The organism is Pseudomonas sp. B8(2017) (assembly GCF_002113575.1).
GTDB lineage: Bacteria > Pseudomonadota > Gammaproteobacteria > Pseudomonadales > Pseudomonadaceae > Aquipseudomonas > Aquipseudomonas putida_Z.
Genome location: NZ_NEIO01000002.1, coordinates 339,244 through 363,012, shown reverse-complemented (window position 1 = coordinate 363,012; position 23,769 = coordinate 339,244). Strand labels below are relative to the sequence as shown.

Annotated in this window: 30 protein-coding genes; 17 read left to right on the top strand and 13 right to left on the bottom strand. The window is 59.9% G+C overall.

Going from position 1 to position 23,769, the window contains the following annotated elements:
* The first annotated feature begins 113 nt into the window (after nt 1-113).
* The 9 genes from CAG22_RS05090 to CAG22_RS05050 all read left to right on the top strand — a co-directional run bounded on the left by CAG22_RS05090 (nt 114) and on the right by CAG22_RS05050 (nt 5,095).
* On the top strand, nt 114-647 hold the full coding sequence (locus CAG22_RS05090) for a cupin domain-containing protein (protein ID WP_085704753.1): 534 nt from the start codon (nt 114-116) through the stop codon (nt 645-647).
* A 100-nt stretch (nt 648-747) separates the two neighbouring features.
* Nucleotides 748-966, top strand: a complete 219-nt coding sequence (locus CAG22_RS05085) for a hypothetical protein (RefSeq protein ID WP_003258752.1) — start codon at nt 748-750, stop codon at nt 964-966.
* Nucleotides 967-984: 18 nt separating this feature from the next.
* Entirely contained in the window at nt 985-1,281 is a 297-nt protein-coding gene (locus CAG22_RS05080) for a hypothetical protein (protein ID WP_085589824.1), read from the top strand.
* The gene (locus CAG22_RS05075; protein WP_085589822.1) at nt 1,282-1,995 is read left to right on the top strand and encodes a DUF72 domain-containing protein; all 714 of its coding nucleotides are present in this window, start codon (nt 1,282-1,284) and stop codon (nt 1,993-1,995) included.
* 112 nt (nt 1,996-2,107) lie between these two features.
* Nucleotides 2,108-2,404, top strand: coding sequence for a DUF6555 family protein (locus CAG22_RS28475; protein WP_025339190.1), 297 nt, complete (start codon nt 2,108-2,110; stop codon nt 2,402-2,404).
* Nucleotides 2,405-2,511: 107 nt separating this feature from the next.
* A complete protein-coding gene (locus tag CAG22_RS05065) occupies nt 2,512-3,036 on the top strand; it encodes a hypothetical protein (protein WP_075045260.1) in 525 nt (174 codons plus the stop codon).
* A gap of 240 nt (nt 3,037-3,276) precedes the next feature.
* Nucleotides 3,277-3,864 carry a hypothetical protein gene (locus CAG22_RS05060; protein ID WP_085589820.1) on the top strand — a complete coding sequence of 196 codons (588 nt, stop codon included), beginning with the start codon at nt 3,277-3,279 and terminating at the stop codon, nt 3,862-3,864.
* Nucleotides 3,864-4,292, top strand: a complete 429-nt coding sequence (locus tag CAG22_RS05055) for a phage holin family protein (RefSeq protein WP_085589818.1) — start codon at nt 3,864-3,866, stop codon at nt 4,290-4,292. The genes CAG22_RS05060 and CAG22_RS05055 overlap by 1 nt, the downstream gene beginning before the upstream one ends.
* Nucleotides 4,289-5,095 (top strand): DUF3618 domain-containing protein, encoded by an 807-nt coding sequence (locus tag CAG22_RS05050; RefSeq protein WP_085704751.1) that lies wholly within the window; start codon nt 4,289-4,291, stop codon nt 5,093-5,095. Before CAG22_RS05055 ends, CAG22_RS05050 begins: the two co-directional genes overlap by 4 nt.
* A 150-nt stretch (nt 5,096-5,245) precedes the next feature.
* On the opposite strand, the gene CAG22_RS05045 is transcribed toward CAG22_RS05050, so the two are convergent.
* From CAG22_RS05045 to CAG22_RS05020, 6 genes are all read right to left on the bottom strand, one after another.
* Complete coding sequence (locus CAG22_RS05045; protein ID WP_085664891.1) at nt 5,246-5,662, bottom strand: low affinity iron permease family protein; 417 nt, start codon at nt 5,660-5,662, stop codon at nt 5,246-5,248.
* A gap of 108 nt (nt 5,663-5,770) precedes the next feature.
* Nucleotides 5,771-6,148, bottom strand: coding sequence for an NUDIX domain-containing protein (locus CAG22_RS05040; protein ID WP_085589810.1), 378 nt, complete (start codon nt 6,146-6,148; stop codon nt 5,771-5,773).
* 66 nt (nt 6,149-6,214) lie between these two features.
* On the bottom strand, nt 6,215-6,529 hold the full coding sequence (locus tag CAG22_RS05035; protein WP_085589808.1) for a hypothetical protein: 315 nt from the start codon (nt 6,527-6,529) through the stop codon (nt 6,215-6,217).
* A 213-nt stretch (nt 6,530-6,742) separates the two neighbouring features.
* Nucleotides 6,743-8,347, bottom strand: a complete 1,605-nt coding sequence (locus CAG22_RS05030) for a hypothetical protein (protein ID WP_085589806.1) — start codon at nt 8,345-8,347, stop codon at nt 6,743-6,745.
* Between the two features lie 79 nt (nt 8,348-8,426).
* Nucleotides 8,427-10,163, bottom strand: a complete 1,737-nt coding sequence (locus CAG22_RS28890; RefSeq protein WP_085704749.1) for a hypothetical protein — start codon at nt 10,161-10,163, stop codon at nt 8,427-8,429.
* Nucleotides 10,160-11,986 (bottom strand): tyrosinase family protein, encoded by a 1,827-nt coding sequence (locus CAG22_RS05020; RefSeq protein ID WP_170929271.1) that lies wholly within the window; start codon nt 11,984-11,986, stop codon nt 10,160-10,162. The genes CAG22_RS28890 and CAG22_RS05020 overlap by 4 nt, the downstream gene beginning before the upstream one ends.
* Before the next feature lie 148 nt (nt 11,987-12,134).
* On the opposite strand from CAG22_RS05020, the gene CAG22_RS05015 reads away from it, so the two are divergent.
* Nucleotides 12,135-12,614: an Lrp/AsnC family transcriptional regulator gene (locus CAG22_RS05015; protein WP_003258733.1), complete on the top strand. Its 480-nt coding sequence runs from the start codon at nt 12,135-12,137 to the stop codon at nt 12,612-12,614.
* Between the two features lie 262 nt (nt 12,615-12,876).
* Here the strand turns inward: CAG22_RS05015 and CAG22_RS05010 are convergent, their stop codons facing one another.
* Nucleotides 12,877-13,800: an AraC family transcriptional regulator gene (locus CAG22_RS05010; protein WP_256573545.1), complete on the bottom strand. Its 924-nt coding sequence runs from the start codon at nt 13,798-13,800 to the stop codon at nt 12,877-12,879.
* A gap of 258 nt (nt 13,801-14,058) precedes the next feature.
* Between CAG22_RS05010 and CAG22_RS05005 the strand changes: the two genes are divergently transcribed.
* Complete coding sequence (locus CAG22_RS05005; RefSeq protein WP_085704745.1) at nt 14,059-15,237, top strand: MFS transporter; 1,179 nt, start codon at nt 14,059-14,061, stop codon at nt 15,235-15,237.
* Between the two features lie 16 nt (nt 15,238-15,253).
* On the opposite strand, the gene CAG22_RS05000 is transcribed toward CAG22_RS05005, so the two are convergent.
* Together CAG22_RS05000 and CAG22_RS04995 are read right to left on the bottom strand one after the other, a co-directional pair.
* The gene (locus CAG22_RS05000) at nt 15,254-15,658 is read right to left on the bottom strand and encodes a helix-turn-helix domain-containing protein (protein WP_025339176.1); all 405 of its coding nucleotides are present in this window, start codon (nt 15,656-15,658) and stop codon (nt 15,254-15,256) included.
* Between the two features lie 173 nt (nt 15,659-15,831).
* Nucleotides 15,832-16,518: a hydrolase gene (locus CAG22_RS04995; RefSeq protein ID WP_085704743.1), complete on the bottom strand. Its 687-nt coding sequence runs from the start codon at nt 16,516-16,518 to the stop codon at nt 15,832-15,834.
* Nucleotides 16,519-16,781: 263 nt separating this feature from the next.
* Here CAG22_RS04995 and CAG22_RS04990 point away from each other — a divergent pair, with 263 nt between their 5' ends.
* Complete coding sequence (locus tag CAG22_RS04990; protein ID WP_025339175.1) at nt 16,782-17,243, top strand: Rid family hydrolase; 462 nt, start codon at nt 16,782-16,784, stop codon at nt 17,241-17,243.
* 20 nt (nt 17,244-17,263) lie between these two features.
* On the opposite strand, the gene CAG22_RS04985 is transcribed toward CAG22_RS04990, so the two are convergent.
* Complete coding sequence (locus tag CAG22_RS04985; protein ID WP_085692668.1) at nt 17,264-18,190, bottom strand: LysR family transcriptional regulator; 927 nt, start codon at nt 18,188-18,190, stop codon at nt 17,264-17,266.
* 217 nt (nt 18,191-18,407) lie between these two features.
* Between CAG22_RS04985 and CAG22_RS04980 the strand changes: the two genes are divergently transcribed.
* Both CAG22_RS04980 and CAG22_RS04975 read left to right on the top strand, forming a co-directional pair.
* Entirely contained in the window at nt 18,408-18,830 is a 423-nt protein-coding gene (locus tag CAG22_RS04980; protein ID WP_085692667.1) for a hypothetical protein, read from the top strand.
* A 338-nt stretch (nt 18,831-19,168) separates the two neighbouring features.
* Nucleotides 19,169-19,438, top strand: a complete 270-nt coding sequence (locus CAG22_RS04975) for a DUF3077 domain-containing protein (protein ID WP_085704741.1) — start codon at nt 19,169-19,171, stop codon at nt 19,436-19,438.
* A gap of 86 nt (nt 19,439-19,524) precedes the next feature.
* Here CAG22_RS04975 and CAG22_RS04970 read toward each other — a convergent pair whose 3' ends face one another.
* Nucleotides 19,525-20,277, bottom strand: coding sequence for a hypothetical protein (locus tag CAG22_RS04970; RefSeq protein WP_085692638.1), 753 nt, complete (start codon nt 20,275-20,277; stop codon nt 19,525-19,527).
* Between the two features lie 180 nt (nt 20,278-20,457).
* Here CAG22_RS04970 and arfB point away from each other — a divergent pair, with 180 nt between their 5' ends.
* Nucleotides 20,458-20,871: an alternative ribosome rescue aminoacyl-tRNA hydrolase ArfB gene (arfB, locus tag CAG22_RS04965; protein WP_085692637.1), complete on the top strand. Its 414-nt coding sequence runs from the start codon at nt 20,458-20,460 to the stop codon at nt 20,869-20,871.
* Nucleotides 20,872-21,043: 172 nt separating this feature from the next.
* Here the strand turns inward: arfB and CAG22_RS04960 are convergent, their stop codons facing one another.
* On the bottom strand, nt 21,044-21,487 hold the full coding sequence (locus tag CAG22_RS04960; protein ID WP_085589785.1) for a cupin domain-containing protein: 444 nt from the start codon (nt 21,485-21,487) through the stop codon (nt 21,044-21,046).
* A 98-nt stretch (nt 21,488-21,585) separates the two neighbouring features.
* On the opposite strand from CAG22_RS04960, the gene CAG22_RS04955 reads away from it, so the two are divergent.
* Entirely contained in the window at nt 21,586-22,488 is a 903-nt protein-coding gene (locus CAG22_RS04955) for a LysR family transcriptional regulator (RefSeq protein WP_085692636.1), read from the top strand.
* A 22-nt stretch (nt 22,489-22,510) separates the two neighbouring features.
* On the opposite strand, the gene CAG22_RS28470 is transcribed toward CAG22_RS04955, so the two are convergent.
* Entirely contained in the window at nt 22,511-22,636 is a 126-nt protein-coding gene (locus CAG22_RS28470; RefSeq protein ID WP_256573544.1) for a hypothetical protein, read from the bottom strand.
* Nucleotides 22,637-22,705: 69 nt separating this feature from the next.
* Between CAG22_RS28470 and CAG22_RS04950 the strand changes: the two genes are divergently transcribed.
* Nucleotides 22,706-23,623, top strand: coding sequence for an AraC family transcriptional regulator (locus tag CAG22_RS04950; RefSeq protein WP_085704929.1), 918 nt, complete (start codon nt 22,706-22,708; stop codon nt 23,621-23,623).
* Nucleotides 23,624-23,769: the final 146 nt, after the last annotated feature.

The following is a 23,769-nucleotide window of genomic DNA, read 5'->3' as shown; positions in this document are numbered from 1 at the left end:
AGGGTCTGGACTTGGCTCGGATCGGGAAAGTTTCAAGCGTGTGCGCACTGGTCTACCGACTGGAACCTTGCATGAGCCATCGGGTTCGCAAGTGAACGGACAACAGGATCAGGATGCTCGACATGAATGCGACAGACACTGCGGGTTCCACCGTGCAGACCTTGTATTTCAAGGACGACGGTGCAACGCCGAACAGCCGTTTCCCGGTATTGCTGTACCGCTTGCAACTCAACCCGTCGCAAGACTGCGCCAGTGCCTTCGAGGCGCTGTTCACCGCACACCAGTGGGTGCCGCTGTGGCGCGGCGGGATCTTCGATTACCATCACTTCCACCCCAATGCTCATGAAGTTCTGGGCGTCGCATGCGGCCGGGCGCGGGTGACGCTGGGCGGCGAAGCGGGGCAGACAATAAGCGTGAAGTGTGGCGACGTGCTGGTACTACCGGCAGGAACGGGCCATCGCTGCGTCGAGAGCAGCGATGAATTTCTGGTGGTCGGCGCCTATCCCAAGGGGCAGGAAAACTACGATATCCAGCGCCCAGAAAGCGCAGCGCACCAGCAGGCGCTGGCGCGAATCGCTTCCGTGCCCGCCCCCGCACAAGACCCGGTCAACGGCACGCGTGGCGCCCTGATGACGGCCTGGCGCTGAGTTCCTGAGCCGGTCGTCGTCGCTGCTGAACGGCTGCACTCAAGCCAGGATCAATCGAGCTGAGTCGCCCGATTTCACTCAGCCAGCAGGAGTTACAGCGATGGCCAAGTACCTGTACCTGATCAGCTACATCCTCGACAACCAACCCGGCACCTGCGAGTTGCGCAGCGACCAGGAGGACCTGAGCCGCGAAGCGGCGCGCGATTACCTGCAAGGCATGCACCGCAACGAAGCGTCATCTTTCACTGACGTGCAGGTGCAGCGTCTGGAGCACGACCATGAGCCAGGCACATCGCCGGGGCATTATCAGCAGCCATGAAAAGGTGAGGGCTGGCAGATGAAACGAAGAGGTGAAACCTACAGACGGTGGTGCGACCCGATCCTGCACCATCAAACCCATGAGGAAACGCTCGGCACCGGCACCTGCCTGGAGGTGCAGACGCGCTTGTCACGCACAGGCGCCACGCAGTTGTTCATCGGGGTCTATCGCACCGACGGTTCGGTGCTATACGAACGGATCTACGACCAGCGCGCAGGGGAAACCATGAGGCGGGCGCTGCTGTGGGGTGTTGGGTATGCCCGGCGCGTCGCGGGTGAGTGCGAGGCGTTGCGTAGCGAACCAGCAGGTAGTTGAATGATTCATCTGGGTTGCGCTGGCTGGAGCCTGTCGAGCCGTTACGCCGAGGCATTTGCGCAGCCCGGTAGCCACCTGCAACGCTACGCCAGCCGCTTCAATGCGGTGGAAATCAACAGTTCCTTCTACCGACCCCATCGCCCCGAAACCTACGCCCGTTGGGCTGCGTCCGTGCCTGAGCATTTCCGCTTTGCGGTGAAGGTGCCCAAGGCCATCAGCCATGAGCAGCGGCTCTGCGGGTGCGAGGATGCGCTGGACAGGTTTCTTGCTCAATGCGGGCAGTTGGGCGACCGCCTGGGTTGCCTGCTGGTACAACTGCCGCCATCGCTTGGCCATGACCCCGAGCATGCGCGACGTTTCTTCGAAAGCCTGCGGCAACGGTATGACGGGCCGGTAGCGCTGGAGCCCAGGCACGCCAGCTGGCAATCGGCGCAGCCGATGCTGGTCGATTTGCGCATCGCCCAGGTTGCCGCGAGCCCGTCGCGTTTCGTTACCGATGCGCAACCGGCTGGTTGGCCAGGGCTGGTCTACTGGCGCCTGCATGGCGAACCGAGGATCTACCACAGCGAGTATCCCGACGAATATCTGCAGCGTCTGGCTGAACGCTTGCAGCACAGCCTTGCCGCTGGAGTGCCCACCTGGTGCATTTTCGACAACACCGCCTCCGGTGCTGCGATAGCCGATGCACTGGCTCTGGAGCGGCATTTGCACTGAGGACGTGATGGAAACATGGCGATGGAAAAGACCGATGACCAACCAGTCAAAATTAATGAATCTTTTTACACGTTGCTCGCTCCATTAGTCTGAATTGGTGAAGGAGAGTGCAATGGCTGGACAGCAGTTGTATGTGATCGAGTACGAGCTTCATGGGGAATTTCGCACCTTCATCATCCGGCTTGAGCGTATGGACAACGCCGAAGCCTGGCACTGGGCAAGTTGCGATGCTGGCGTGGGTATCATTCCACGGTTCGGCCAGCACAAGATCAAGAAGGTCAGCCGGCCGATGGCTGAGCGCTACGGCATCAACAATGTGCGCTGGCGGGTATCGGGCGACGGGCCGGAGTTCGTCGCACCGACCATTGATGTAAAGAAATTCTCCAATAGCGGTACCGGCGGTACCTGAAGCTTGTCGTGACCAGGACCTGCCTGAAATCTTCAGGCAGGCCTTCATTCATGGGTTCACTTCTCAAGTTTCGAGGCACCATCATTCTCATTTTCAGGAGCCAGTACGTGCCGCAAATCATCACTCCAGGCACCCCTGAACACGAGATCAGCGAGCGGAACGCCCGTATGTTCGGTTCGCCAAAAGAGCGCCTTGATTTCTACCGCCGTGAAATCCAGTACGAGACCAGCATCCTCGCCAACCGCACTGACGCCTATCTTGCCGCACAGTCGTTTCTGGTGATCGCCTTCGTATCGTCGATGGGTAACCTCAACCAGAGCTGGGGCGAGATGTTCACGCTGGTGGTTCCGCCGTTTCTCGCATTGCTGGGGGTGTTGAGTTCACTCAATGCCTGGCCGGGCATTCGCGCGGCCTACAAGATCATCGAGCACTGGCAATTGAAACAGAGCCACCTTCTGCGCAGCGAGCCACTGATGGGTCTGGCATATGACGAATCGCCACTGTTCAGCGAGGCGGAAACCTCCCTGGCCGGGCACCGCAAGTCGTTGTTGTTTTCGCTGCGTACACCTTGGATATTCCTGGTCTTCTGGATGATTCTCGGTATTTACGCGGTCTTCATCCAGCTGGCCTGAGCAGCTCGGCTGCCCCCGAGACAACGCGGTGCTCCAATCGTTGTCGACGCTGATTACCGCCACCTTCAAAGCCTTTGCTCCGGTACCAATAACCAGGGTTGATTGCGCCATTTTCTCTGGGTCTCCAAGCAAATGTCATAGATCACAAACGCTGAACTCCTGCCGCCTCACCTGCGTCCCTCGAATGAATGCCTCAGTAAAGACGGCATCCACCCAACAATCAGCTTCGAGGGCGAAACGATGGACAAGACCAATCAAAGCTCGACCTCTCCACCCGGCAGCACCCAGGAACATGCCTTGATCGATGACGCCGGTGCGCTGCTTGGCGAGGCCAGGCACAGAGGCAGCGAGCAGTTCGAACACTACCGCGATAACGCAGCCGATCAGCTTGATTCGCTTGAGGAGGGGGCGCGCTCGGCTGCTGCTGCGCTGCAAGGCAACGACAGTCTCGGGCTGTCGCAGTACCTGAACCAGGCAGCAGAGTGCGTGGGTGAGTTTGCCGAGCAGGTACGCCATGAAAGTGCCGAAAGCCTGCTGCAGCGTGGTGCTCAGTTGGCCAGGAGCAACCCGGCGCTCTTCCTGGCCGGTAGCGTCGCCATCGGGTTTGCCGTATCGCGTTTCATGCGAGCCAGCACCAGCCATGAGTCCACTACCCCTGCGTCGTCCGCTGATTGGCGCCAGTCCCGCCCCGCGCAGCCCGTGCCTGATCGTGGTAGCGACGTATCCAACCGTGAACCTTTCACCCCCGTCGACCCAGTCGGCCCTGGTGCAGGCACGCCGGTCAGTGGCAGCCCGTTCGAGCGCGATCCACTCAAAGGAGGTGAATGATGAACAAAGACCCCTTGCATACCACCCCAGGCTTGCACACGGTGGAAGACGACGCCGTCGGTGTTGGCGGTTTGTTGCGCCAGCTGATGCGGGAAGTACCGGACCTGTTTACCAAAGAGCTGGCGCTGGCCAAGGCAGAGCTTCAGCAGAACCTCACCGCCCTCAAGGCCGGTACGGCTGCGGTGGCGGCGGGCGCGATCGTGATGCTGGCGGGCTTCGTCATCCTGTTGCTGGCGGCAGTCTACGCCCTGGCGATGGTGGTCGAGCCTTGGCTGGCAGCCTTGATCGTGGGCGCGGTCACCTTGGTGATCGGGTTCATCATGTTGCAGTCGGGCAAGAAACAGTTCGAACCCACGCACCTGGCCCCTGACCGCACCTTGCATGCCATGCAGCAGGACAAGGACACGCTGAAGAGGAAACTGCCATGACCACTTCCTTCGAACATGAAGCGCACAAAGACCCTGACTTGCTCGAGCAGGAAATCAACGCCAAGCGCGAGCACATCAGCGATCTGGTGGACGCCCTCGAACAGCGCCTGAGCCCGGGCCAGATAGTCGACCGAGTCCTGGCCTATGCCAAAGGCAATGGCGGCGAGTTCTTCCAGAACCTGGGCACCACCCTCAAGAACAACCCCGTACCCGCTACCCTGACGGTACTGGGCCTGGCTTGGCTGGGCCTGAACCAGAACCGCCCCTTCAACCCCGGGCCTGCGCACCAGGGCCCGGGGTTGGGCGAAAAGCTCGGCGACGCGGTGGACACGGTGAAGGGCGCTTTCGCGCAGGCGGGGGAGGCCGTGCACGACGCCAGCCAGAAGGTGCGCATGAAAGCCCATGACATGCGCGATCGGGCCAGCGAGCTTGGCAGCGGCGCCCGCGACTCCGTGGGGGCTTCTGCAGATACCCTGCGCCATTCGGCACACAAGGCCGCAGACCAGGCCACGGCTCTGAAAGGCCAGTTCGATCATCTGCTTCAGGAGCAACCGCTGGTATTGGCCGCTTTGGGGATAGCACTGGGTGCGGCATTGGGGGCGGCGCTACCCAGTACCCGCAAGGAAGACCAGCTGATGGGCGCCAGCAGCGATCGCTTGACCGACACACTCAAGGCCAAGGGTCGCGAGGTGAAGGCGTCGGTCGAAGAGTCGCTCGATCAGGCGGGTGGTAAAGCGTCGACACAGGCAGAGCGCAGGCCTGAAGACTCCGACCTTTCCTCAGGGTTGGGCTTCAATTCCTGATGCTGCGGCACCTTCGTCGTCGGCCCAACTGCCCCGGCAGAGGGCCGGCGGCTATCTGTGTGCCGGACAATCGCTTGCAGCTTGAATCAGGGAGGCTCTGCTTTGAAGATCGACGCGTTGTTGACCGAACTCCTCAATGCCCGTGGACCTCTAGCGCTGCAGGTTGTCCCGAGCGGCATCGTCTGCCTGCTGTTCGTGAGGCGACTGTGGGGCCGTTTCGCAGTTTCGGCCCATCGCCTGATACTCCTTGCGTAGTTGATGGATCTCTCGGTTGTCGAGAGATTCGAGACCTAGTACCGATTGCTCTGCGGACTTTGTAGCGCGGATCAGTTCGTCGAGCTTCACGTGGATGATGTCATTGTCACGGTTCTGGGTGTTCTGAATCAGAAAGACCATCAGGAAAGTGATGATGGTCGTCGATGTGTTGACGATCAGTTGCCAGGTGTCGTTGTAGTGAAACCAGGGCCCGGACGCAGCCCACAGGGTGATGAGCACCACGGCGATGAGGAAGGTACTGGGTTTACCAGCGTGCTTGGCGAGCCATTGGCAGAACAGCGCGAATTTCATGGTGTTATCTCCACTGCTATCTACAGCGCAAGCTTGCCCTGTGGGCGTACGCTTGCGTGCAAGCTGGTGCCGGAACACTTTCCGCGTTTCGCTGATAATCGGGTACCCCTACACAGGGAGCAGGTGCTCTCGTTCAAGAAGCTGGATGTTGGACGGTTTGACCTGCACTTCGTGAAGTTCAGGCGCTGTAAACCAGCGACACTCCACGATCTCGTGATCTGCGGTAGGTTTTGCGCCAGGCTCGACAGGCAGCTGATAGAGGTAGTGTTCCTCGCCTGCGAGCACGTAATGGTTGAGGAATCGAGCACCATTGAAGGGTAGGCAAGTCTCCTCCATCAGCTCGCGCTGCGCGGCGTCCAGATGATGCTCGCCTGGATCTATTTTCCCGCCTGGCAACGACCATTCAGCGCTTTGCTTGCGCACGAAAAGGATGCGTCCTGCTTGCAGGCAAATGACCGTCGAATGTCGTTCTCTGGAGTTGTTCATCAGGAGCCTCCTGTACGATGGAGGTGGCATCAGGGCAGATATCACCCTGATGCCCGCCGCTGCTGATCAGCGATCTTTATCCCACTGCGGATCATCTGCCTGGTTTTGCTGGCCGCCCATGCGGTCCTTGTCTGTCAGGTTCTGGTTCTGCTTGTCGGTCGTACGTTGGCCGCCTTGGCTCCCTGTGTCACGGGAACGTTCCCAGTCCTTGTTCATCTTGTCCTCAGGTTTCTGGCCGGACTGGCTGCCACCTTGCTGCTGTTGGCCGGGCATCCGGCCGCCCGAACCCTGGCCGCCTTGCTGGCCGGTGCCGGCAGTGTTGTTACCCATGCCGGTGTCAGCATTGCCTTGGTTGCCACCCTTGTCTTGATTGTTTGCCATGATCGCTTACCTCAGGTCAGACACAGGAAGGTCTGTGTGTACTGTTATGACCGAAGCCCGTTCCCGCGGTGTGCAAGGAATATTTGGCAAGCTGACTAAACGCATTAATTTCAAGGGTGCGAAATTTTGGTGTGTGGCCAGGCACCTACCTGAAGGGCAAAGCGCGATAGGCGAATCCCTGTTCGGGGCGATCGGTGATCGCCCCTTTGCTGTTCAGGGTCGGTCCTTGAGGGTTTCGAAGGCTTTGATGCTTTTGATCAGGCTTTTGTTGCTGGCGGAACCGGCACTGTTGAACAGGAAGGAGAAGTCCGAGGCCAACGAAGGGCTGCCGGCAATCGTCGCGTACTGATGGCACTGGTTGCAGTCGTCACCCTGCACGTAGGTCTCCATGGTGGTGTTGGCCACCGGCACATTGCCCTGGCTGATGAACGGCCCGTACGACAACGGCACCTGCGCGTTGGCGCCCGGTTCCGGGCTGGGCGGATTGGGGGCGAGGGTCCACAGTACGTTGACCAGCTTGTAGTACTGGAACACCGACTTGCCTTGGCTGTGCTGCGCGAAGTTGGCTTGCACCGCGCTGTTGAGGGCTTGCAGGTCGCCGGGCACGGGGTGTTCGCGGGTGGTCTGTACCGGCTGGTCGCGTGGGAAGAGATCGGTGCAGTCCTTGTCGGGATGCGTTTGCTTGCACTGGATACGGGCTTGGTTTGGTGTGCACTCGGGGCCGTTGCCACAGTCAGGGTTGTTGAAGGCAAACCCGTTTGGCGGGGTTTGTTGCGGCGGAACCTGGGCCGGTTCGGGCACGTTGTCCACTTGCTCGAAGGTGGTCCAGATGAAGTTGGGCGAAGCCTGGGTCTTGTTGATGATATGCAGGCCCACCAGCCCCACCACCTCCTGGGTACACTCCAGCGTGTCGGGGCGTTTGAGCCAGGCGACGGTAGTCAGGTAGCGCCCGAACAGCTCGGGTTTACCGGTCAGCACCCGCCAGGCGGCCTTGAGCTCGATCGCGCCCAGTTGCTCCTGTGGCACTGGGGAGGTTGGCAGTGAGCGCATCGGTTCGCCGATGGGCAACGACAGCCCCTCCGGTGTCTGGCCGTCGAGGTTTTGCGCGACCTTCAACTGGTTGGCGGCGTCGTAGAGCCCCTTGTCGACGATGTAGTCGAACTCGGCCTTGCCCACCTTGCGTTCGAAAAACACCAGTTTGCCCGCCTGGTCTGTCAGCCAGCCGCCGGACGCCTCCATGACCGGGTCGGGAATGGACGCAAGTGTCCCGGTCGACAGGTGGAAACCGTGCAAGGCATTGATCGCGCCTTCGGAGGTGGCGTTCATGAACTTGCGTGCGCCGACCTTGAGTGCCTTGAGGCTACCCTGGGTGCTGCAGCCGGATGGCACCAGGGTTTGCACGCCCCAGCCGGTGGGCGTGGGGGCACCGGGCAGGAAGATGTCGTTGGCGTCCTTGTAGCTGGCCCATACCGGGGCCACGCTCATGGGTTGACCCGGTGCGGAGGGAACCCCGAACTGCGCCAGCGTGCTTTGCATGTCGGGTTCGCCCGCCAGGCTGGCAGTGGCCGGCCAACCGGGGTTCACCGGCCAGTTCAAGGCAATGAACAACTGCCAGCCAAAGCAGTTCATGAACGCCTGGCTGGTGGCATTGAAGTTGTTGACCGGCAGGAATCCCCCGCTGGCCGGGTTGAATACCAATTGCTGCTGCACACAGGTATCGGCGTCCGACAGCGTGGCCGCCGTGGCGGGTTGCAGGGTCGACAGGCACAGTAGAATGCCGCACAGCAGCGACAGAAGACTCAAGCGTGACCTGGACATCATTGCGCTCCTTGCAAGCTGTGAAGCCGCACCCGAAGGTGCGGCGGTAGAGGGGCGTAAGTGGCGTGACTGGCGTGGCTCAGGCGCCAGGCACCAGCGCCAGGCCAGATTCCCAAGGGTGGTCTGTCGCGCTCACGTTCACGTCTTCACCCGGGTTAAGGGCACGCACTGTCACCAGGCCGGGTGCTGCGGAGGGGCTGACCGTGATGGTCAGGATGTAGGCCTGGGTGCCGCCCGAGTTGGTCTGGCCGGGAATGGCCGACGCGTCGGGCAGGTACTGGGTGACCTGCGCCGTCACCCCGGGGTTGGAGAATTGCACCCTGGCATTCTGCGCCGTGGTAGTCGGGTCGGCACCTTGCACCACCAGCACGAACTGGTTGCTGCTGCCCGGTGCAAGCCAGGCGGGCAGGTCGGTTGGGGATTGCCCGTAGAACAGGTCCAGCGGCAGCAGTTGCACTGGCCAGGGTTGCAGGCCAGCCACCCGTTCCTGCACGCACGGAAATGCTTGAGGCATGGCGCTGAGCGGCTTGACGGTGACGCTCAGGCCGACCAGCAGTTGTTGGGCGATGACCCACACATAGTTGACCTTCTGGTTGTTGATGGTGATGTCATTGATCGAGAAGCCGGCGCTTTCCGGCACTTCGAACACCGCCTGCAGGATCTGGTCGGAACCATTGGCAGCCGACTTGGCCGTACCGCGCGTGATGCGCCAGTACTGGCTCACGTCCTGGCCTTGCGGGCCCTTCCAGGCGCTGAAATCGGTGGGCTGTTGCAAGTACAGGCCAATGGGGTTGGTCAGCGACAGTCGGTTGTTCACCGCCGTGGTATTGGCCATGAAACCGATGTGCGGATCAGAGTTGCGATAGTTCTGCCCGTACTGCGCGCAGCAGATCAACGACTGGGCGTTCTGGCTGCTGCTCACCGGGCGCAGGATGGTGGCGGCGGCGGCCAGGTACACCTCGGCGCTGAGGGTATTGGGGCCGGAGGTCAGGTGCATCGCACCGCCGAACTGGCCGGGCACACAGGCCGTTCCGGCGTTCCATTTGTTGACGGTGTCGTAGGCCGGCTTGCCGGTGGTGGGGTCGATGACCGGGTCGCCGGCCTTGCCGGTCGGGCCGTCGGTGGTGTAGCGCAGGTACAGGTCTTCGAGTTGCACGTTCGGGTCGATGTAGTCGCGGTACAGGCCCAGTACTGCGTTCGGGTCGATACGCCACATGGTCAGGAAGTACGCGGGGTTTTCGCAGGTGAAGGTGATCTTGCGCATGTTGCCGTTGGCATCGCGCACGATCGACCACTCGCAGTACTCGTCGAGCCAGCCCCGTGGGCCGGAAGGCGAGAACGCCGTGTACTTGCCGTTCCAGTCGATGCTCGGGCAGCGCTTGGCCGGCAGTTGCAGCACGGTACCTTGTTTGTTGGGGTCGTAGAGCATGTAGAGGGTGTTGTCGAGGGTGATCTGGCCGTGGTCGGTCAACTCCATCACTTGGTCCAGGGTCATGGCCTTGCCACCCAACTGGGGAATGACCGCCGCACCGTTGTTGTAGAAGAAGGTCCAGAGCCGGTTGGGGAAGGGCGCCCAGGTGATCGCCGGGGCGGTCACGTCGCCGAAGCCTTCCACCAGCGGGTTGTAGTAACCCGAGCGGGGGGCGTCGTTCAGGCCCGACCAGGGGTTGCCGATGATGGACGATTCGGTCCAGCCGGTGAGGTTGTTGTTCCAGTCGGTTTCAAACTGCGGCAACTGGTCTTCCAGGCCCAGCTTGTTGTAGTCCTTGGGGGCTTGGCCGGCGGGAGAGGTGAACTGCTTGAAGGGCGTGCTCATGTCGGTTCTCCTGATGTGCGTGAGGTGGAAGCAGAGCAGCAGCCGGCGACCGGGGGCGGGCCGGCGAGGGTCTGGCGCGGGTCGTCCCACACCAGTTGGGCGATGAAACCGGGCAGGGTCGTGTATTCGTCAGGCGTCAGCACGCGGCCGCTGTCGAGGTGAGTCACCACCAGCGACAACTGCACCGCATCGCCGCGGGCAAGGCCCAGCGCAGCGGCGTTGCGGGCCGCATTCAGTGCGCGGGACACGCCGTGGGTGATGCACCGGCCCTTGTCGTCCACCAGCCCCATGCCGATACGGCTGAAGCGCCCCACGTAATGGGGGTTGTCGGCGCTGACGTGCTGCGTGGCAGCGTCGGGCTGGTCGAGAAAGACATCGATCAGATAGGTGTCATGGGTGCAGCGCACATGATCGAACACCACCCACGGCCCGGGCCCTGCGGCGTTGCCCGCGGCAGGCCCGGCTTTCGCGCTGTGCTTGCAGCAGGCGCCGGTGGCCGCCTTGGGCGCGCCGAACTGTGGGGCCACCGGCACGCCGTAGTCGTAGCCGATGTGCCGGCTGTCCTGGGCCATGTCGCCGATGGTGGTGTAGCGCCAGGCGTCGGCGCTGGTGAAGGTGAGCTGCGTGGCGTCGTGGCCGGAGAACGGCTGGAGCAGGCACTGCGTGGTGTATTGCGCCCCGGGGTTGGCCCTGATCCAGACCTCGAGCATGCGGTCGATGTTGGCGTGGTAGGAGCAGAACACCGGGTCGAAGGCGGTGTAGGCGTTGTCGGCCATGTCGCCGCCGATCCAGCCGTGATAGTTGTCGTGGGGTTGCTCGTACAGGCCGTCGAAGTTGAGGGCACGATTGGGGTACAGGCTGTCCTTCTGGGGCGGGTCGAACACCGGGATGTTGGCCCACGGATAACCGGGCACACCCTGTGGTTGGCTGAAGGTGGTGAACTTCAGGGCATCCACCACCTGTTGCTGGAAAATCCGGCTCATGCCGTACAAACGGGCGCGATCCGAGCGCGAGTCGTCACCGTGGGTGTAGAACAACCGGTCGCGTTGCACATACCGGCAGTCCACCCCCTTGGCCGCGCCGCTGGCGCACACCTTGGAACAACCGTCCTTGGCGGCCGCGTAGCGCAGGGGATTGGGCCGGGTTTCGCCGGTGTGCGGGTGCACATAGGTTTCATCGAGAAACGCCTGGGGCAGGCCGGCCTGCGGGCTGCCGTCGACGCTGGCATCTTCGGCCATCCAGTCCCAGTAGGGAATGGCACAGTCGATCAGTTGTTCCAGGTACAACAGGTAGGCCCGGTGCCAGAGGGCAAACGCCTCCTGGTAATGCAGGCACCAGTTGGTGTGGATGTAGGCGTAACGTTGCCAAGGCGAGCCACTGTCGGGGTCGCCCACCTGCATCACGTCGTCCAGGCGGGCGCGGTACAGGTTCAGCTCCTCAAGGCTCAGGGCGCGGATGTCCTTTCTCACCCGCCTGACCGATTGGGGCAGGTCTGGTGGCGGAATGCGTTCGGCCAGATCGAAGGGAGAATCGGCGTCCAGGCGCCAGCCCTGGTTGACCCACAACCTGAAGGTTTCCAGCGCATCGATCGGCCAGAACTGTTGCTGGTCGAGGGTCAGCGGCATGTTGCGCGAGGCCAGGTGCTGGTAAATGGTTTCTGACCAGGTTTTGACCGAGTCCGGGTCGTCCAGGTAGACGAAATAGGCGTTCATGCACCCGGTCCAGGAGGCTGCCACGGCCGCGCGCTGCGCAGCGGGGATCCAGTAGGGAGCGGTAAAAAGGCCGTGGATGTCCGCGGTCCATGTCGGTTTCGCGATGATCATAAGGTCCCTCTCATGCGCCCCGCAGGCGGGCTGCTAAGCTCAGTTGATGGTAAAGAGCTGGCGCGCAGGGAATCGTGCAAATTGGCGCGTCCTTGCGGCGGATTCATTGCAGTTTTTCAAGGAAGACACGTGAAAAATGACAGACGCCATGGATCTGAAGATTCTGGGAAAGCTGCAAAAGGATTGCAGCCAGAATCTGGAGTTGCTGAGCGACAGCGTCGGGCTGTCTTCCACCAGTTGCTACCGGCGTATCAGGCGCCTGGAGAGCGCAGGCATCATCAAGGCCAAGGTCGCGATACTGGACGAACGCAAGCTTGGCATTCAGGTGACGGCCTTCTTTCTGGTGAAGCTGGACCGCGACAGCAACGACATTGACCGCAAGATGCAGCACATCCTGGCCAGCCACCCGGAAATTCAGGACTGCTACCTGATGACGGGCGAGTTCGACTTCGTGATGGTTGCCAAGTTTCGCGATGCCACCGAGTACACCGACTATATCTACCGGTTTCTCGACACTTACCGGGATATTCCGATTCGCACTTATTCCTCGACGTTGGTGGTGCGCACGGTGAAGAAATCGTATGAATTGCCGCTGGGAGGAGGGCTGCAGCAGGCTGTCGATGCCTGACAGAAAGCCATGGCAGCGCAACGCGGTCAGCTGTTGTAGGAGCGGCCTTGTGTCGCGAAAGGGCTGCAAGGCAGCCCCGGCAATTTGTGCATCTGCGCTGAAACCCTGGGGGCTGCTTCGCAGCCCTTTCGCGACACAAGGCCGCTCCTACAAGGACCCGCGCAGGCCAGAAGATCGTTGCAAGACATGCGCGGTCTCTGTGGGAGCGGGCATGCCCGCGAAGAAGCCAACGCGCTGTGTATCCCAAGGCACCAGGCGGTCGCTATTTCGTAGTCAAAGGCCAAGGAAGGCAGTCGCCCTGTTCCATTCTTTCTGCACCCAGGCGCAATTCCGAAATATCGCGTTTCGGCGGCGTACCGAATTGCCGCCCATATTCGCGACTGAACTGCGAAGGGCTTTCATAGCCGACCTTGAAGGCTGCCGTGGCAGCATCCAGGTGTTCATTGAGCATCAGCCGTTTTGCCTCGTTCAACCTCAACCATTTCTGATACTGCAGCGGGCTCATCGCGGTGAGCTGGCGGAAGTGCTGATGGAAGGTTGAAAGCCCCATCTGCACCCGAGAGGCCAACTCATCTACCCGCAACGGCGCGGCGTAGTTCAGCTTCAGCCAGTCGATGGCCTTGGCGATTCGATGCCCCTTGCTGCCGACCGAGGCGATGTAGCGGAGCAGGGGGGCCTGGTCGCTCTGTAGCAACCGATAGTGGATTTCTCGCTGAATCAGCGGCCAGAGCACGGGTATCGCATCAGGCTCTTCCAAAAGCCCGATCAGTCGGCTGAAGCTCTCCAGCAGCTTCGGGCTTAGCAAACCCACGCCGGCGCTTGCGTGAACAGACTGGCTGCCCGCCGGCAGGCGGCCGTCTTGGGCGATCAACTCTGCCAGAGTGCGCAGGTCGAGCTTGAACACCAGGCCCAGGCAAGGTGCGCCTTCGCTGGCCATCGTCACTGCCGAATGGGCGGGGATGTTCAGCGAGGTGACCAGGAACCGGGTCGAGTCATAAGGGAACACGTCGCCGCCGATGACCATTTCCTTGGCGCCCTGCACGACCAGCACGATGCTTGGCTCGACGATACAGGTGACCGGTGGGGCCGGTGCGTTGCGTCGGTAGACGCTGAGGTCCGCGATGCGTGTCGCGAAATCGCCAGCCGTTGGCGCGTGGGCGCCGATGACCTTGCACAGCGTGGCCATCGGGTGCGCGTGTGAGGTCGGTTGTGTGGGGGCGGACATAGGAAGCCTCAGGTCATCTCTTGGAAAGACACTACTCGCGCGTCACTTCCGCTGTCCATGCCCCGTCGACAGGGTCTGGAGAATCAGGCAAGAAAACTGGTCGTTTGATCTACTGATACGCCGTTTTTCGCAAGGAAGATGGGCGGCAGGCAATGTTGCCATAGTGCTCGAGTAACGCGAGGGCACCCGCTTTTCATAACCTGCTGCACGAGAACCACCATGACCAGCTCAGCGATCCCCCTTCAACATTCCAGCAGACAGGTCTGGGGCGCCGTGCTGGCAATGTCACTCTGCGCCTTTGCCCTGGTAGCGTCCGAATTTCTGCCGGTGAGCCTGCTTACACCACTTGCCAGTGATTTGTCGCTTACCGAAGGCCAGGCCGGTCAAGCCATTTCGATCTCGGGTTTCTTCGCCGTAGTCACCAGTTTGTTGCTGTCCACCCTGACGCAGGGTATTGATCGAAAACCTGTCCTGTTGGCCACCACGGCGCTAATGCTGGTTTCCGGTGCAATGGTGGCGTTTGCCCCGAACTACCCGACCTTGATGTTGGGGCGGGCCGTGCTTGGGATCGCCATTGGTGGATATTGGTCGATGTCCACCGCAGTGATGATGCGTATCGCACCTGAAGCCCTCGTTCCCAAGGCCATTGCCGTGATGCAGGGCGGTACTGCGCTGGCCACGGCGATCGCGGCCCCGGTCGGCAGTTACCTGGGCGGCCTGATCGGCTGGAGAGGGGCCTTCTTCTGCGTCGTACCTTTGGCCGCAATCGCGTTGATCTGGCAGGCCTTCACGCTGCCGGCGATGCCTGGCGAGCGTGGTACGGCTTCGGCGACCGCATCCCTGCGTTTGCTGCTAGACAGCAAGGTTGCGCTTGGCATGGCTGCAGTTGCATTCCTCTTCATGGGGCAGTTCACGCTGTTCACCTACCTTCGCCCGTTCCTGGAAACCGTGACACAGGTGGACGTGCCCACGTTGTCGCTGCTTCTGCTGATCATCGGCGTCGCGGGGCTGGTAGGAACGATGATGGTAGGTTCGCTCGTAGGCCGGCATCTGTTCAGAGTGCTGACCGGTATTCCACTGCTCATGGCCGTCATCGCATTCGCCGTGATTTCGACTGGTTCCTGGGTCGTCCCGACGGCGGTGCTGCTTGGTGGCTGGGGCTTGATTGCCACTTGTGCGCCAGTGGGCTGGTTCACCTGGCTGGCCAGGATGCTGCCCGAGGACGCCGAGGCCGGGGGAGGCCTGATGGTCGCGGTGATACAACTGGCGATCACCGTAGGCGCGACCTTAGGTGGGGTGCTATATGACGGCGTTGGGTACCAGGCGACCTTCATCGCCAGTGGGATGATGCTCTTGGTAGCGACTGCCTTGACCATGAGGGTAGGGCGGCATCGATAGAGTACAAATGTGCTCCCTAATTGAGCAAAGGCCCAGTTTGAATAGACGCTTGTCGCTGCCAGGCCTGCGGCGACATCCCCTCGGCCTTCACGAATGTGCGACAAAAGTGGGACTGATCGCAGAAACCGCACTCCAGTGCGATCTCAGCGAGCATCATTCCCGAGCCCCCCAGTAGTTCCTTGCTTTTGCGCAACCGTTGTTCACGCATCCACTGCTGCGGGGGCACATGCAGGGTATCCCTGAACATTCGTGTGAAATGGCTACGTGACAGCGAGCAGGCTTGGGCGAGTTCCGTAACAGTTATGCCGGTGTCCAGGTTCTCCAGCATCAACCTCTTGGCAGTCGTGACCTGCCAGGGCTTGAGCAGCCCGGTCGTTTTCAGTGCGACAGTCGCCAGCACAGTGCAGTGATCGCTGTTCATACAAATCCATTAATCAATGAAGTGGGCACGCACGTTTCGAGTGGGCAGAGCAGGCCACTGCAGCCTCGGGCGGGCTACAGACGATAACGCTCGATTCGATGGCCTGGCTCAGCCAGCCGGCGTACCCATCAGCGGGTCAAGGAACAGCCCCTGGATGCAGGGGCTGGCAATGGTCAGACAGCGGCAGCAACCGGGGCCAGGGTTGGGCCGTGCTGAACGCGCTCTGGTTCTTTGTGCACCATGGTGTAGGCATAGTCGACACCCATGCCGTAGGCGCCGGAGTGTTCTTTCACCAGTTCCATGACGGCATCGTAGGTGTCGCGGTTTTTCCAGTCGCGCTGCCACTCCAGCAGCACTTGTTGCCAGGTCACCGGAATCACGCCTGCCTGAATCATGCGCTGCATGGCGTAGTCGTGGGCTTCCTTGGTGGTGCCACCGGAGGCGTCGGCAACCATGTAGATTTCATAGCCGGCATCGTTCATCGCCGACAGCGCGAAGGTGGTGTTGCACACCTCCGTCCACAGGCCGGAAACGATGATCTTGTTGCGCCCGTTTTTCTTGAGCGCGTCACGCACCTTCTGGTCATCCCAGGAGTTCATGGAGGTTCGCTCCAGCAGCGGAGCGTCGGGGAAGACGGCGAGCAGCTCAGGGTAGGTGTGCCCAGAGAAGCTTTCAGTCTCGACCGTCGTGATGGTAGTGGGCACATTGAAGATCCTGGCTGCCTTGGCCAGGCCTACGGTGTTGTTTTTCAGGGTCTGGCGGTCGATGCTCTGAACGCCGAAGGCCATCTGTGGCTGCTGATCGATGAAGATCAGTTGGCTGTTGAATGGGGTCAGTACTTCAGTTTTTGGATTGTTCATTCTTGTTCCCTGTCAGCTGGATGATGGTCATCGCACAAGTCACGGCGCCTGCTTTGTGCAGACTGTGCTGAGGCACTGGATGACGTCCTCAGTGATGCCCGTTGCTTGAGTCCGAGCACAAGATAGCGAATCGCAGAGCGAAGCGGTGGCGCACTTTTGCGCTCTCAGGAGCGCATCAATGCGCCATTTGCTTGCTCATCCTGCTGCTAGGATTCGCACGCAAACGCGGATCTACCTGATCCGGTTTACGCCAGGAGAAAGCGATGGCAGCTTCACAACCACTCAACAAACAAACCGCCTATTGGGGCGTTCCGTGGGAGAATTCTTACGGGTATCCGCAGGCACGGCGGGTAGGGAACGAGATCTACGTATCGGGCCAGTTCAATCATGACGAAGAAGGCAACCTGGTCGCGCCGGCACCCCTGGATCGTGACGGCAGGCCCTGTGATTTCTCTTCGATGGGGGATCAGATGCGCGCCGCCTACGACAATATCGCCAAGCTGCTCGCGCTGTATGGCGCGACGCTTGAAGATGTCGTGGAAGAGACGCTCTACGTACTGGACATGGACGCGGCCTTTGCCGTGGTCGGCAAGGTGCGCAAGGCCGCCTACGGCACGGAACGGCCTCAATGCGCCAGCAACATCATCGGCGTCTCGAGGCTTGCCCAGCGCCCACAGCTGATCGAAATCGCCTGCAAAGCGGTACTTGGCTCACGCGCTGAGTGACCCGCACTCCCGGTTTCGCTCTACGTGACCGGGAGTACCAGTTGGCCCTCGATCAACGGCTTCTGGTTGGCAACGGCAGCTGCACAGAACGTCATGAATGCTTTGACCCGCCACGATTTGCGGATGTCCTGGTGCGTCAGCAGCCACAGCTCATCCTGCAGCTCCGGCACCACAGGGCCGACGCGTTCAAGCCCAGGCGTGATATCACCCAGCATGCAGGGCAAGAAACCCACCCCCAGGCCCGCCGCGATTGCAGCACTTGCCGCCGCAACCGAATCGGTGCGGTACGAGATGCACTCGGCAGCGACCCTGTTTTCGACATAGCTCGTTGCCTTGAGCCCGCGTAGCGCCGCGGAATAGGAAACCCATGCCTGGCCTTCCGTGAACAGAGGAGTAGGCGACGTGTGGTTGCTGCGGCCGTAGGGAGCCCAGGCGATTGTGGCCAGTTTGCGGCCCACCAGGCTTTCGGCGGGTTTCCTGGTCGCCCGAACCGCAATATCCGACTCGTCTCGCGCAAGGCTCAGTGATTCGTTGCCCACCAGCACCTCAATCGTGATTCCTTCATTGAGGGCCTTGAAGTCCGCGATGATGGGGGTGAGGAAGTAAAGCAGCAGTGAGTCGCTGGTGGTGATACGAAGCTTTCCGAGTGGCCCCTGGCCGGCACGTGAGACACGCCGGGTCACGCTGACAATGTCCAGCTCCACGCGCTCGGCGAGGGCACGCAATTCCGCGCCCTCGATGGTGAGCAGATAGCCTGATTTGCGGTGATCGAACAAGGCTACGCCAAGTGTTTTTTCAACCTGGGAGACCCTGCGCGAGACGGTGGACACGTTGATGCCGAGCTTCTTGGCTGTGGCAGCGCGATTGCCACACTCACTGAGCGTTTTGATGATCCGCAGGTCGTCCCATGAGAGCTGGTTGGCAGCCTCGCCCACGTTCCATTTCACGTCCTTGGGGGCAACCGGGGCAATTGGGACATTTCCAGGTAACGACTTCACGAAATCCGTTCCAGATCAGATTGCGACGATCATACGAGAAGGGGCTGCGTGAACCAAGTATCAGCATGAAAGCGAAGGAGGGGGCTTCGGTCGTCCCTTCATGCGCACATCGACACTTGTCGGCGTTATCCTGTCTGTTGAGCCAAGAGCCTTTGGGGAACTACTCATGCGCAAGTTGACACTGTTGTTGGCGATCGCCGCATTTGCTGGTTGTCAGGCGCCGATGCCAACTGCCAACCCACAGATGGCTTGGGTCGATCTCTCGACGCCATTCCCGAATGACCGTGTGCTGTTGGCCGAACGCCTGGATAAACAACGCCTGCGCGACGGGCGCTTCTTTGAGGTCAGCCCCGGCAGCCATGAATTGGTCGTCAGGTTCGACTACGAAGTAAATGGGGGCGGTGGCATCAGCCTGATGGGAGGCACCACGGTAAGGCAATGCTACCTGACCCTCGACTACGAGCATTTCAAGGCTGGGCAGCGCTACGTGCTCGAGGCCCGCTCCATGGCCATGACGCCAGAGGCGAGGCTTTATGATGCGAAGGGAGAGATTGTGGCAGAGGTTAGGGAATTCTATTGCCTGATGTGATGATGAATCGTTCGTTGTTCATTGATTACAACTAGCCTCGAAAAATCAGATTTTTTCGCTTTCTTGTAGGGCATTTCCCAAAGATACTGTTGCCGCCTATTTTCCGTTGCGGGTGCCCTGGCAGGGCTCTAGTCTGGGCCTGTCGCTGCTCATCAGTGACACGGCTTTGACAGGCCGTAACGGTTTAAGCATTCGGCTTTCCCTTTATGGTGGCTGTGCGTGGGGCACGCTTGCGTGCGCCGGAACTTGCTTATTCCGCCGGTCTGTCAACCTACGTACAGCTGCCACCCTTCTGTTTGACAGCAGCCAGGTGGCGCACTCATAAAGGTAATAAGCAATTGACTACTGACGAATCGAACGAGAAAACCACCGTAGGCAAGACCACGTTCTACCAAGGTGAAAACCAGACCCATCCGTTGTTTCGCATCGAAGCCGGCATTCCTTGCAAGAGCGCTCGGGAGCAGTCTTCGGAATTGATGGGGTACGTGCGGGAACTGACGATTGTCGGGTTGATGGATGAAAAGCCGATGATGATCTGGGCTGCGCATTACCTGAGCGCGTTGGCCAAGGCGCTTATGGACGATGCCGAACTGGGTATGGTGCGCTGACTCCATTCCACCCGCGGCGGTTCGCGAAACGCGGCCGCCTTCACATCAGTGGGTGTCTTACGTCTGAGCCGGATGTGGGCATACGCTTAAACGGCGATGAGCTTCCTGTTCGGATCTTGCTGCATGAAGAGCAGGATGTCGAAGACCCGTCCAGGCTCGAATTGAAGGGCAGGGTGATCGCTCTTCAAAACGGCTTCAGTCAATAGCTCCTTGTTTTGCTCCCAGCATTGACCAAGCGTGAAGGGCAGCCTGCAGAGCTTTTGTCCGGCAGCTTTGTGGGTGTCGCTGGGGAGCAGGTAGCGAGAACTGCTGAATCCTTGAAAACCCGCGTGCTGCAATCCTTTTCTTACCTGGCTATCCAATGCCGGCATGAATCCCGTTATCAGCAGTAATGCTTTCATGGGGTAAGTGACATTGGTGTTATTGACGAACAGCGCCTCGGCCAGCATCTTCAAGACCCCGAGCAGATCTGCATCAAAATGAGCCGCTGACGGATAAAGCGCCTCGGTGGTGAAGATCCGTTTATCTGCGGATGACAGCGCGAATCCACTCAGTTGGTGACTGTCAAAACGGACAAGCTTAGCGTGTAGGTTCGGGTCGCAAAGCCTTGCTGCAGCTTGAGAAGGCAGGTGCAGCATCGGAGCCTTTCTCGCGCCTGCGCCCCAGTTCATCAAAGCACTTCGAAGCGCGTCGGCCAGCGCTGTGGCGTTTTGCGTCGTGAGTGCAGTCAGGTAGGCTGCTGAAATTTTCCTCACCCGAGAAAAGTCTTCATGGTAAGAGGAATTGAATCTGTTGATCGCGGAACGGATGTCTATCTCTTCACCAACCACTCTAAGCATGTTCGATCCATTGGGTAAGGCTAGGCACCCGGAAGTGAGTATGACCAGCGGCGCCAGATTGTATTAGCGGCCAGAATACCATCAAATGGCCATCTTTGAGCCTCGGTCTCTCGGATCGAACAGACTTCCCGGATTGCTTGGCGAACCTGGATAATGGAGGGGAATCACAAGGGCCATGCCATGCTGACCATCTCTAGTAACGTGCATCTGCCAGATGCCGACATCGAACTGACATACATCCGCGCGCAAGGCGCAGGTGGGCAGAATGTCAACAAGGTGTCCAGCGCCGTGCACCTGCGCTTCGACATTCACGCCTCGTCGCTGCCCGAGTATTACAAGGAGCGGCTGTTGGCGCTGCGTGACAGTCGCATCACCGGCGACGGCGTGTTGATCATCAAGGCACAACAATACCGCACACAAGAGCAGAACCGTGCTGACGCACTGGCGCGTCTTGCCGAGTTGATCATCAATGCCGGCAAGACTGAGAAGAAACGCCGTCCCACCAAGCCGACCCTTGGCTCGAAGACCCGTCGCCTCGAAGGAAAAGCCAGGCGCAGCACTGTCAAGGCGGGTCGGGGCAAGGTGGAGTTCTAGGCTCTGTACCAAAAGAGATGTCGCAAACACCGGAGCGAAGAAGCCGAGCTCAATCAGGATCTGTTTCGATGTAACCTTGTGGCTACAGCCGTCGCGACTCCTGGTCGGCAAGGTCAGCATGATTCAACCGTGGGCACATACAGCCCGTGCTAGGTGGGCGTAACGCGAGCTGTTAGTCCTTCTTGACCGGCCCATTCAAGTAGACCTCGTCGGACACAGGTTCCAACCAGTCGACAGGTTTGCCGTCAAGGTACTCGTTGATAGCCACGTGCTGCATCGCGGTGGTATCGGTGGCTCCGTGCCAGTGACGGCGTCCACAGTTGCACCAAATCAGATCGCCAGCGCGAATCTCAGTCTTGGGCCCGTTCTCACACTGCGTCCAACCCACACCATCTGTCACGAGCAGGGCTTGACCCAGCGGGTGGGTGTGCCAGTTGGTGCGAGCACCTGGTTCAAAATTGACGACCGCTATGCCAACGCGTGCTGGGGCTGGAGCAGTGAAAACGCGGTCAATACGTACGCGACCGGTGAACCAGCCTGCCGGCCCTTCGATTGCTTTGCTGGAGCCTGCGCGATGAATCTGCATGTCTGCGTTGGCGGTGTCGATATCAGTCATGACGCTTACCTCAATGTATGGTTGAGTCAACTGTACCTACTGCGTTTTAATTCGAGTATCAGCAAAATCCAGAAATCGGTTTGAAGCGGAGCTTAATAATGCGGGCGGATAATCTCAGTGATCTGGCGGTCTTCGTCGCTGTAGCGCGCGAAAGCAATTTCACCCGAGCGGCGGCCCACTTGGCGGTTTCACCTTCAGCCGTCAGCCAGACAATACGTCTGCTTGAAGAGCGGCTTGGGGTGCGACTGCTCACCCGTACTACTCGAAGCGTCACACGAACGGAAGCAGGGGAGCGGCTCTTTCAAGAGATAGCGCCGCTTCTGGACAAGATCGAGGGGCACCTTGGCTCTTTGTCGGAATTCGGCCAGCGACCCTCTGGCCTGGTGCGCATAACTGCAGATGAATTCGCAGTGCGCCAGGTTCTTTGGCCGAAGCTGCAGTCGGTGATCGAAAATTACCCCGATGTGACTTTAGAGTTGATGACGGACTACGGCCTGACTGACATCGTCGCTGAGCGGTTTGATGCGGGGGTGCGTCTCGGAGGGATCATTGATGCTGACATGGTTGCCGTACCAATAGGGCCACCTATGCGAATGGTGACCGTGGCTTCACCGGCTTACCTCAAACGGTATGGTGCTCCGAAGCAACCTGAGGACTTGATGACTCACCGCTGCATCAACCTTAGACTGCCGACACATGGCGGACTCTATTCATGGGAATTTACCAGCGACGGCGCCGAGTTTCGTGTCCGTGTGCAGGGGCCACTGATCATGAATAGCGTGGTTCAGATCCTGGATGCCTGCCTGGCAGGCGTAGGGTTGGCGCAGTTGCCCGATGCCCATGTGCAGGAACACATCACCAGCGGCGCGCTCAAGGAAGTGCTTGGTAAATGGTCAGAGCCGTTCCCAGGCTATCACCTCTATTACCCTACACGCCGGCAGCAAACGGCTGCCTTCAGGGTGGTACTGGAAGCGCTCCGGAGCGATCAGCTCCAGACCTGACTCAAGCAAGCACGCCGCCGCTTCATTGGCCGGAAAATTTAATGCGTACCTTGTGGATTCCTAACATCTGAGCCAGGCCATCGGGATTATCAATCCTCCCAATTGGCGTGTAGGAGCAGGGTGTCTGGAACGTCTTGTAGAAGACCACCAGTGGTTGATTTACCTAAAACCCTTCATCATTAGTCCCTGCATGACGAAAGTGCTGATGGAGAAGTTCATGACCCGCCTCGAGCCTTCGCGCGACTACGCCGAAACAACCCTGTCAGGCTTGGCCGCTCTGATTGCCAAACATGTTCCTGGTACGGGTGACTTAGTGACTCGTTTGCCCGCGCTGAGCCTGCATCGCAGGGCCTCGCCGACTGACCCCATGCCCTGCATCTATGGCTTGGGCCTTGGCGTTGTTGCGCAGGGGAGCAAGCAGGTCATGCAGCAGGAAGCGGTGCTGCATTACCAAGCGGGTCAGGGCATGTTGACCAGTATCGACCAACCGGTGGTGTCCCACGTTTCAGTGGCTTCAGTCGCAAAACCGTTTCTGGGCTTGATGCTGACGCTTGACCCCAACCAGGTCATGCGAACTGTCTCTGACCTGCAACTGCCGCCACCGCCAAAGGAAAGCACGCACCAAGCGATCGTCATCGCCGAGCTCGACAGTGATGTAGTGCGAGCACTTGAGCGCCTGTTGAAACTGCTGGATGAACCCGTACTGTTTGATCATCTTGCTCCGTTGGTCCTACAGGAAATCATCGTCCGATTGCTCGTCGGTCCGCACGGCATAGCGCTGCGGCACCTGGTCGCCGCAGGCTCTCCGATGCAGCAGATTTCCAAAGTCGTTGCCTGGTTGAAGCAGAATCTGGCGGAACCCATGCGAATCGACGACCTGGCTGAACGTGTGCATATGAGTCCGTCGACCTTCCGTCAACATTTCCGCACGCTGACCGGCGTAAGTCCTTTGCAATTTCACAAGCAACTGCGGCTGCAGGAGGCCAGGCAACTGATGCTGAACCAGCATCTGGATGCAGGGCAGGCGGCTGGAATGGTTGGCTACGAAAGCGCCTCACAGTTCAGTCGCGAATACAGCAGGGCGTTTGGTGCTCCCCCGCAACGAGACGTTCGACGTATGCGCAGCATGACTTGAGTTCAGTGCAATAGGCAATCACTGCACTGCCGTTCATTAACCCAAACATCGCTGTCGCTGAGCTTTTGGCCAGCAATAGCATGCGTTCAGCCTGAATCATGCATTTTCACACGACTGTGCAATCACCTTGGAACGTGCAAGCAAGC

What these genes read in the sequence shown, in the direction of transcription:
- CAG22_RS05090 (WP_085704753.1), top strand. Translation starts at nt 114, where the DNA reads ATGCTCGACATGAATGCGACAGACACTGCGGGTTCCACCGTGCAGACC.
- CAG22_RS05085 (WP_003258752.1), top strand. Translation starts at nt 748, where the DNA reads ATGGCCAAGTACCTGTACCTGATCAGCTACATCCTCGACAACCAACCC.
- CAG22_RS05080 (WP_085589824.1), top strand. Translation starts at nt 985, where the DNA reads ATGAAACGAAGAGGTGAAACCTACAGACGGTGGTGCGACCCGATCCTG.
- CAG22_RS05075 (WP_085589822.1), top strand. Translation starts at nt 1,282, where the DNA reads ATGATTCATCTGGGTTGCGCTGGCTGGAGCCTGTCGAGCCGTTACGCC.
- CAG22_RS28475 (WP_025339190.1), top strand. Translation starts at nt 2,108, where the DNA reads ATGGCTGGACAGCAGTTGTATGTGATCGAGTACGAGCTTCATGGGGAA.
- CAG22_RS05060 (WP_085589820.1), top strand. Translation starts at nt 3,277, where the DNA reads ATGGACAAGACCAATCAAAGCTCGACCTCTCCACCCGGCAGCACCCAG.
- CAG22_RS05055 (WP_085589818.1), top strand. Translation starts at nt 3,864, where the DNA reads ATGAACAAAGACCCCTTGCATACCACCCCAGGCTTGCACACGGTGGAA.
- CAG22_RS05050 (WP_085704751.1), top strand. Translation starts at nt 4,289, where the DNA reads ATGACCACTTCCTTCGAACATGAAGCGCACAAAGACCCTGACTTGCTC.
- CAG22_RS05045 (WP_085664891.1), bottom strand. Translation starts at nt 5,662, where the DNA reads ATGAAATTCGCGCTGTTCTGCCAATGGCTCGCCAAGCACGCTGGTAAA.
- CAG22_RS05040 (WP_085589810.1), bottom strand. Translation starts at nt 6,148, where the DNA reads ATGAACAACTCCAGAGAACGACATTCGACGGTCATTTGCCTGCAAGCA.
- CAG22_RS05035 (WP_085589808.1), bottom strand. Translation starts at nt 6,529, where the DNA reads ATGGCAAACAATCAAGACAAGGGTGGCAACCAAGGCAATGCTGACACC.
- CAG22_RS05030 (WP_085589806.1), bottom strand. Translation starts at nt 8,347, where the DNA reads ATGTCCAGGTCACGCTTGAGTCTTCTGTCGCTGCTGTGCGGCATTCTA.
- CAG22_RS28890 (WP_085704749.1), bottom strand. Translation starts at nt 10,163, where the DNA reads ATGAGCACGCCCTTCAAGCAGTTCACCTCTCCCGCCGGCCAAGCCCCC.
- CAG22_RS05020 (WP_170929271.1), bottom strand. Translation starts at nt 11,986, where the DNA reads ATGATCATCGCGAAACCGACATGGACCGCGGACATCCACGGCCTTTTT.
- CAG22_RS05015 (WP_003258733.1), top strand. Translation starts at nt 12,135, where the DNA reads ATGGATCTGAAGATTCTGGGAAAGCTGCAAAAGGATTGCAGCCAGAAT.
- CAG22_RS05010 (WP_256573545.1), bottom strand. Translation starts at nt 13,800, where the DNA reads ATGGCCACGCTGTGCAAGGTCATCGGCGCCCACGCGCCAACGGCTGGC.
- CAG22_RS05005 (WP_085704745.1), top strand. Translation starts at nt 14,059, where the DNA reads ATGACCAGCTCAGCGATCCCCCTTCAACATTCCAGCAGACAGGTCTGG.
- CAG22_RS05000 (WP_025339176.1), bottom strand. Translation starts at nt 15,658, where the DNA reads ATGAACAGCGATCACTGCACTGTGCTGGCGACTGTCGCACTGAAAACG.
- CAG22_RS04995 (WP_085704743.1), bottom strand. Translation starts at nt 16,518, where the DNA reads ATGAACAATCCAAAAACTGAAGTACTGACCCCATTCAACAGCCAACTG.
- CAG22_RS04990 (WP_025339175.1), top strand. Translation starts at nt 16,782, where the DNA reads ATGGCAGCTTCACAACCACTCAACAAACAAACCGCCTATTGGGGCGTT.
- CAG22_RS04980 (WP_085692667.1), top strand. Translation starts at nt 18,408, where the DNA reads ATGCGCAAGTTGACACTGTTGTTGGCGATCGCCGCATTTGCTGGTTGT.
- CAG22_RS04970 (WP_085692638.1), bottom strand. Translation starts at nt 20,277, where the DNA reads ATGCTTAGAGTGGTTGGTGAAGAGATAGACATCCGTTCCGCGATCAAC.
- arfB (WP_085692637.1), top strand. Translation starts at nt 20,458, where the DNA reads ATGCTGACCATCTCTAGTAACGTGCATCTGCCAGATGCCGACATCGAA.
- CAG22_RS04960 (WP_085589785.1), bottom strand. Translation starts at nt 21,487, where the DNA reads ATGACTGATATCGACACCGCCAACGCAGACATGCAGATTCATCGCGCA.
- CAG22_RS04955 (WP_085692636.1), top strand. Translation starts at nt 21,586, where the DNA reads ATGCGGGCGGATAATCTCAGTGATCTGGCGGTCTTCGTCGCTGTAGCG.
- CAG22_RS04950 (WP_085704929.1), top strand. Translation starts at nt 22,706, where the DNA reads ATGACCCGCCTCGAGCCTTCGCGCGACTACGCCGAAACAACCCTGTCA.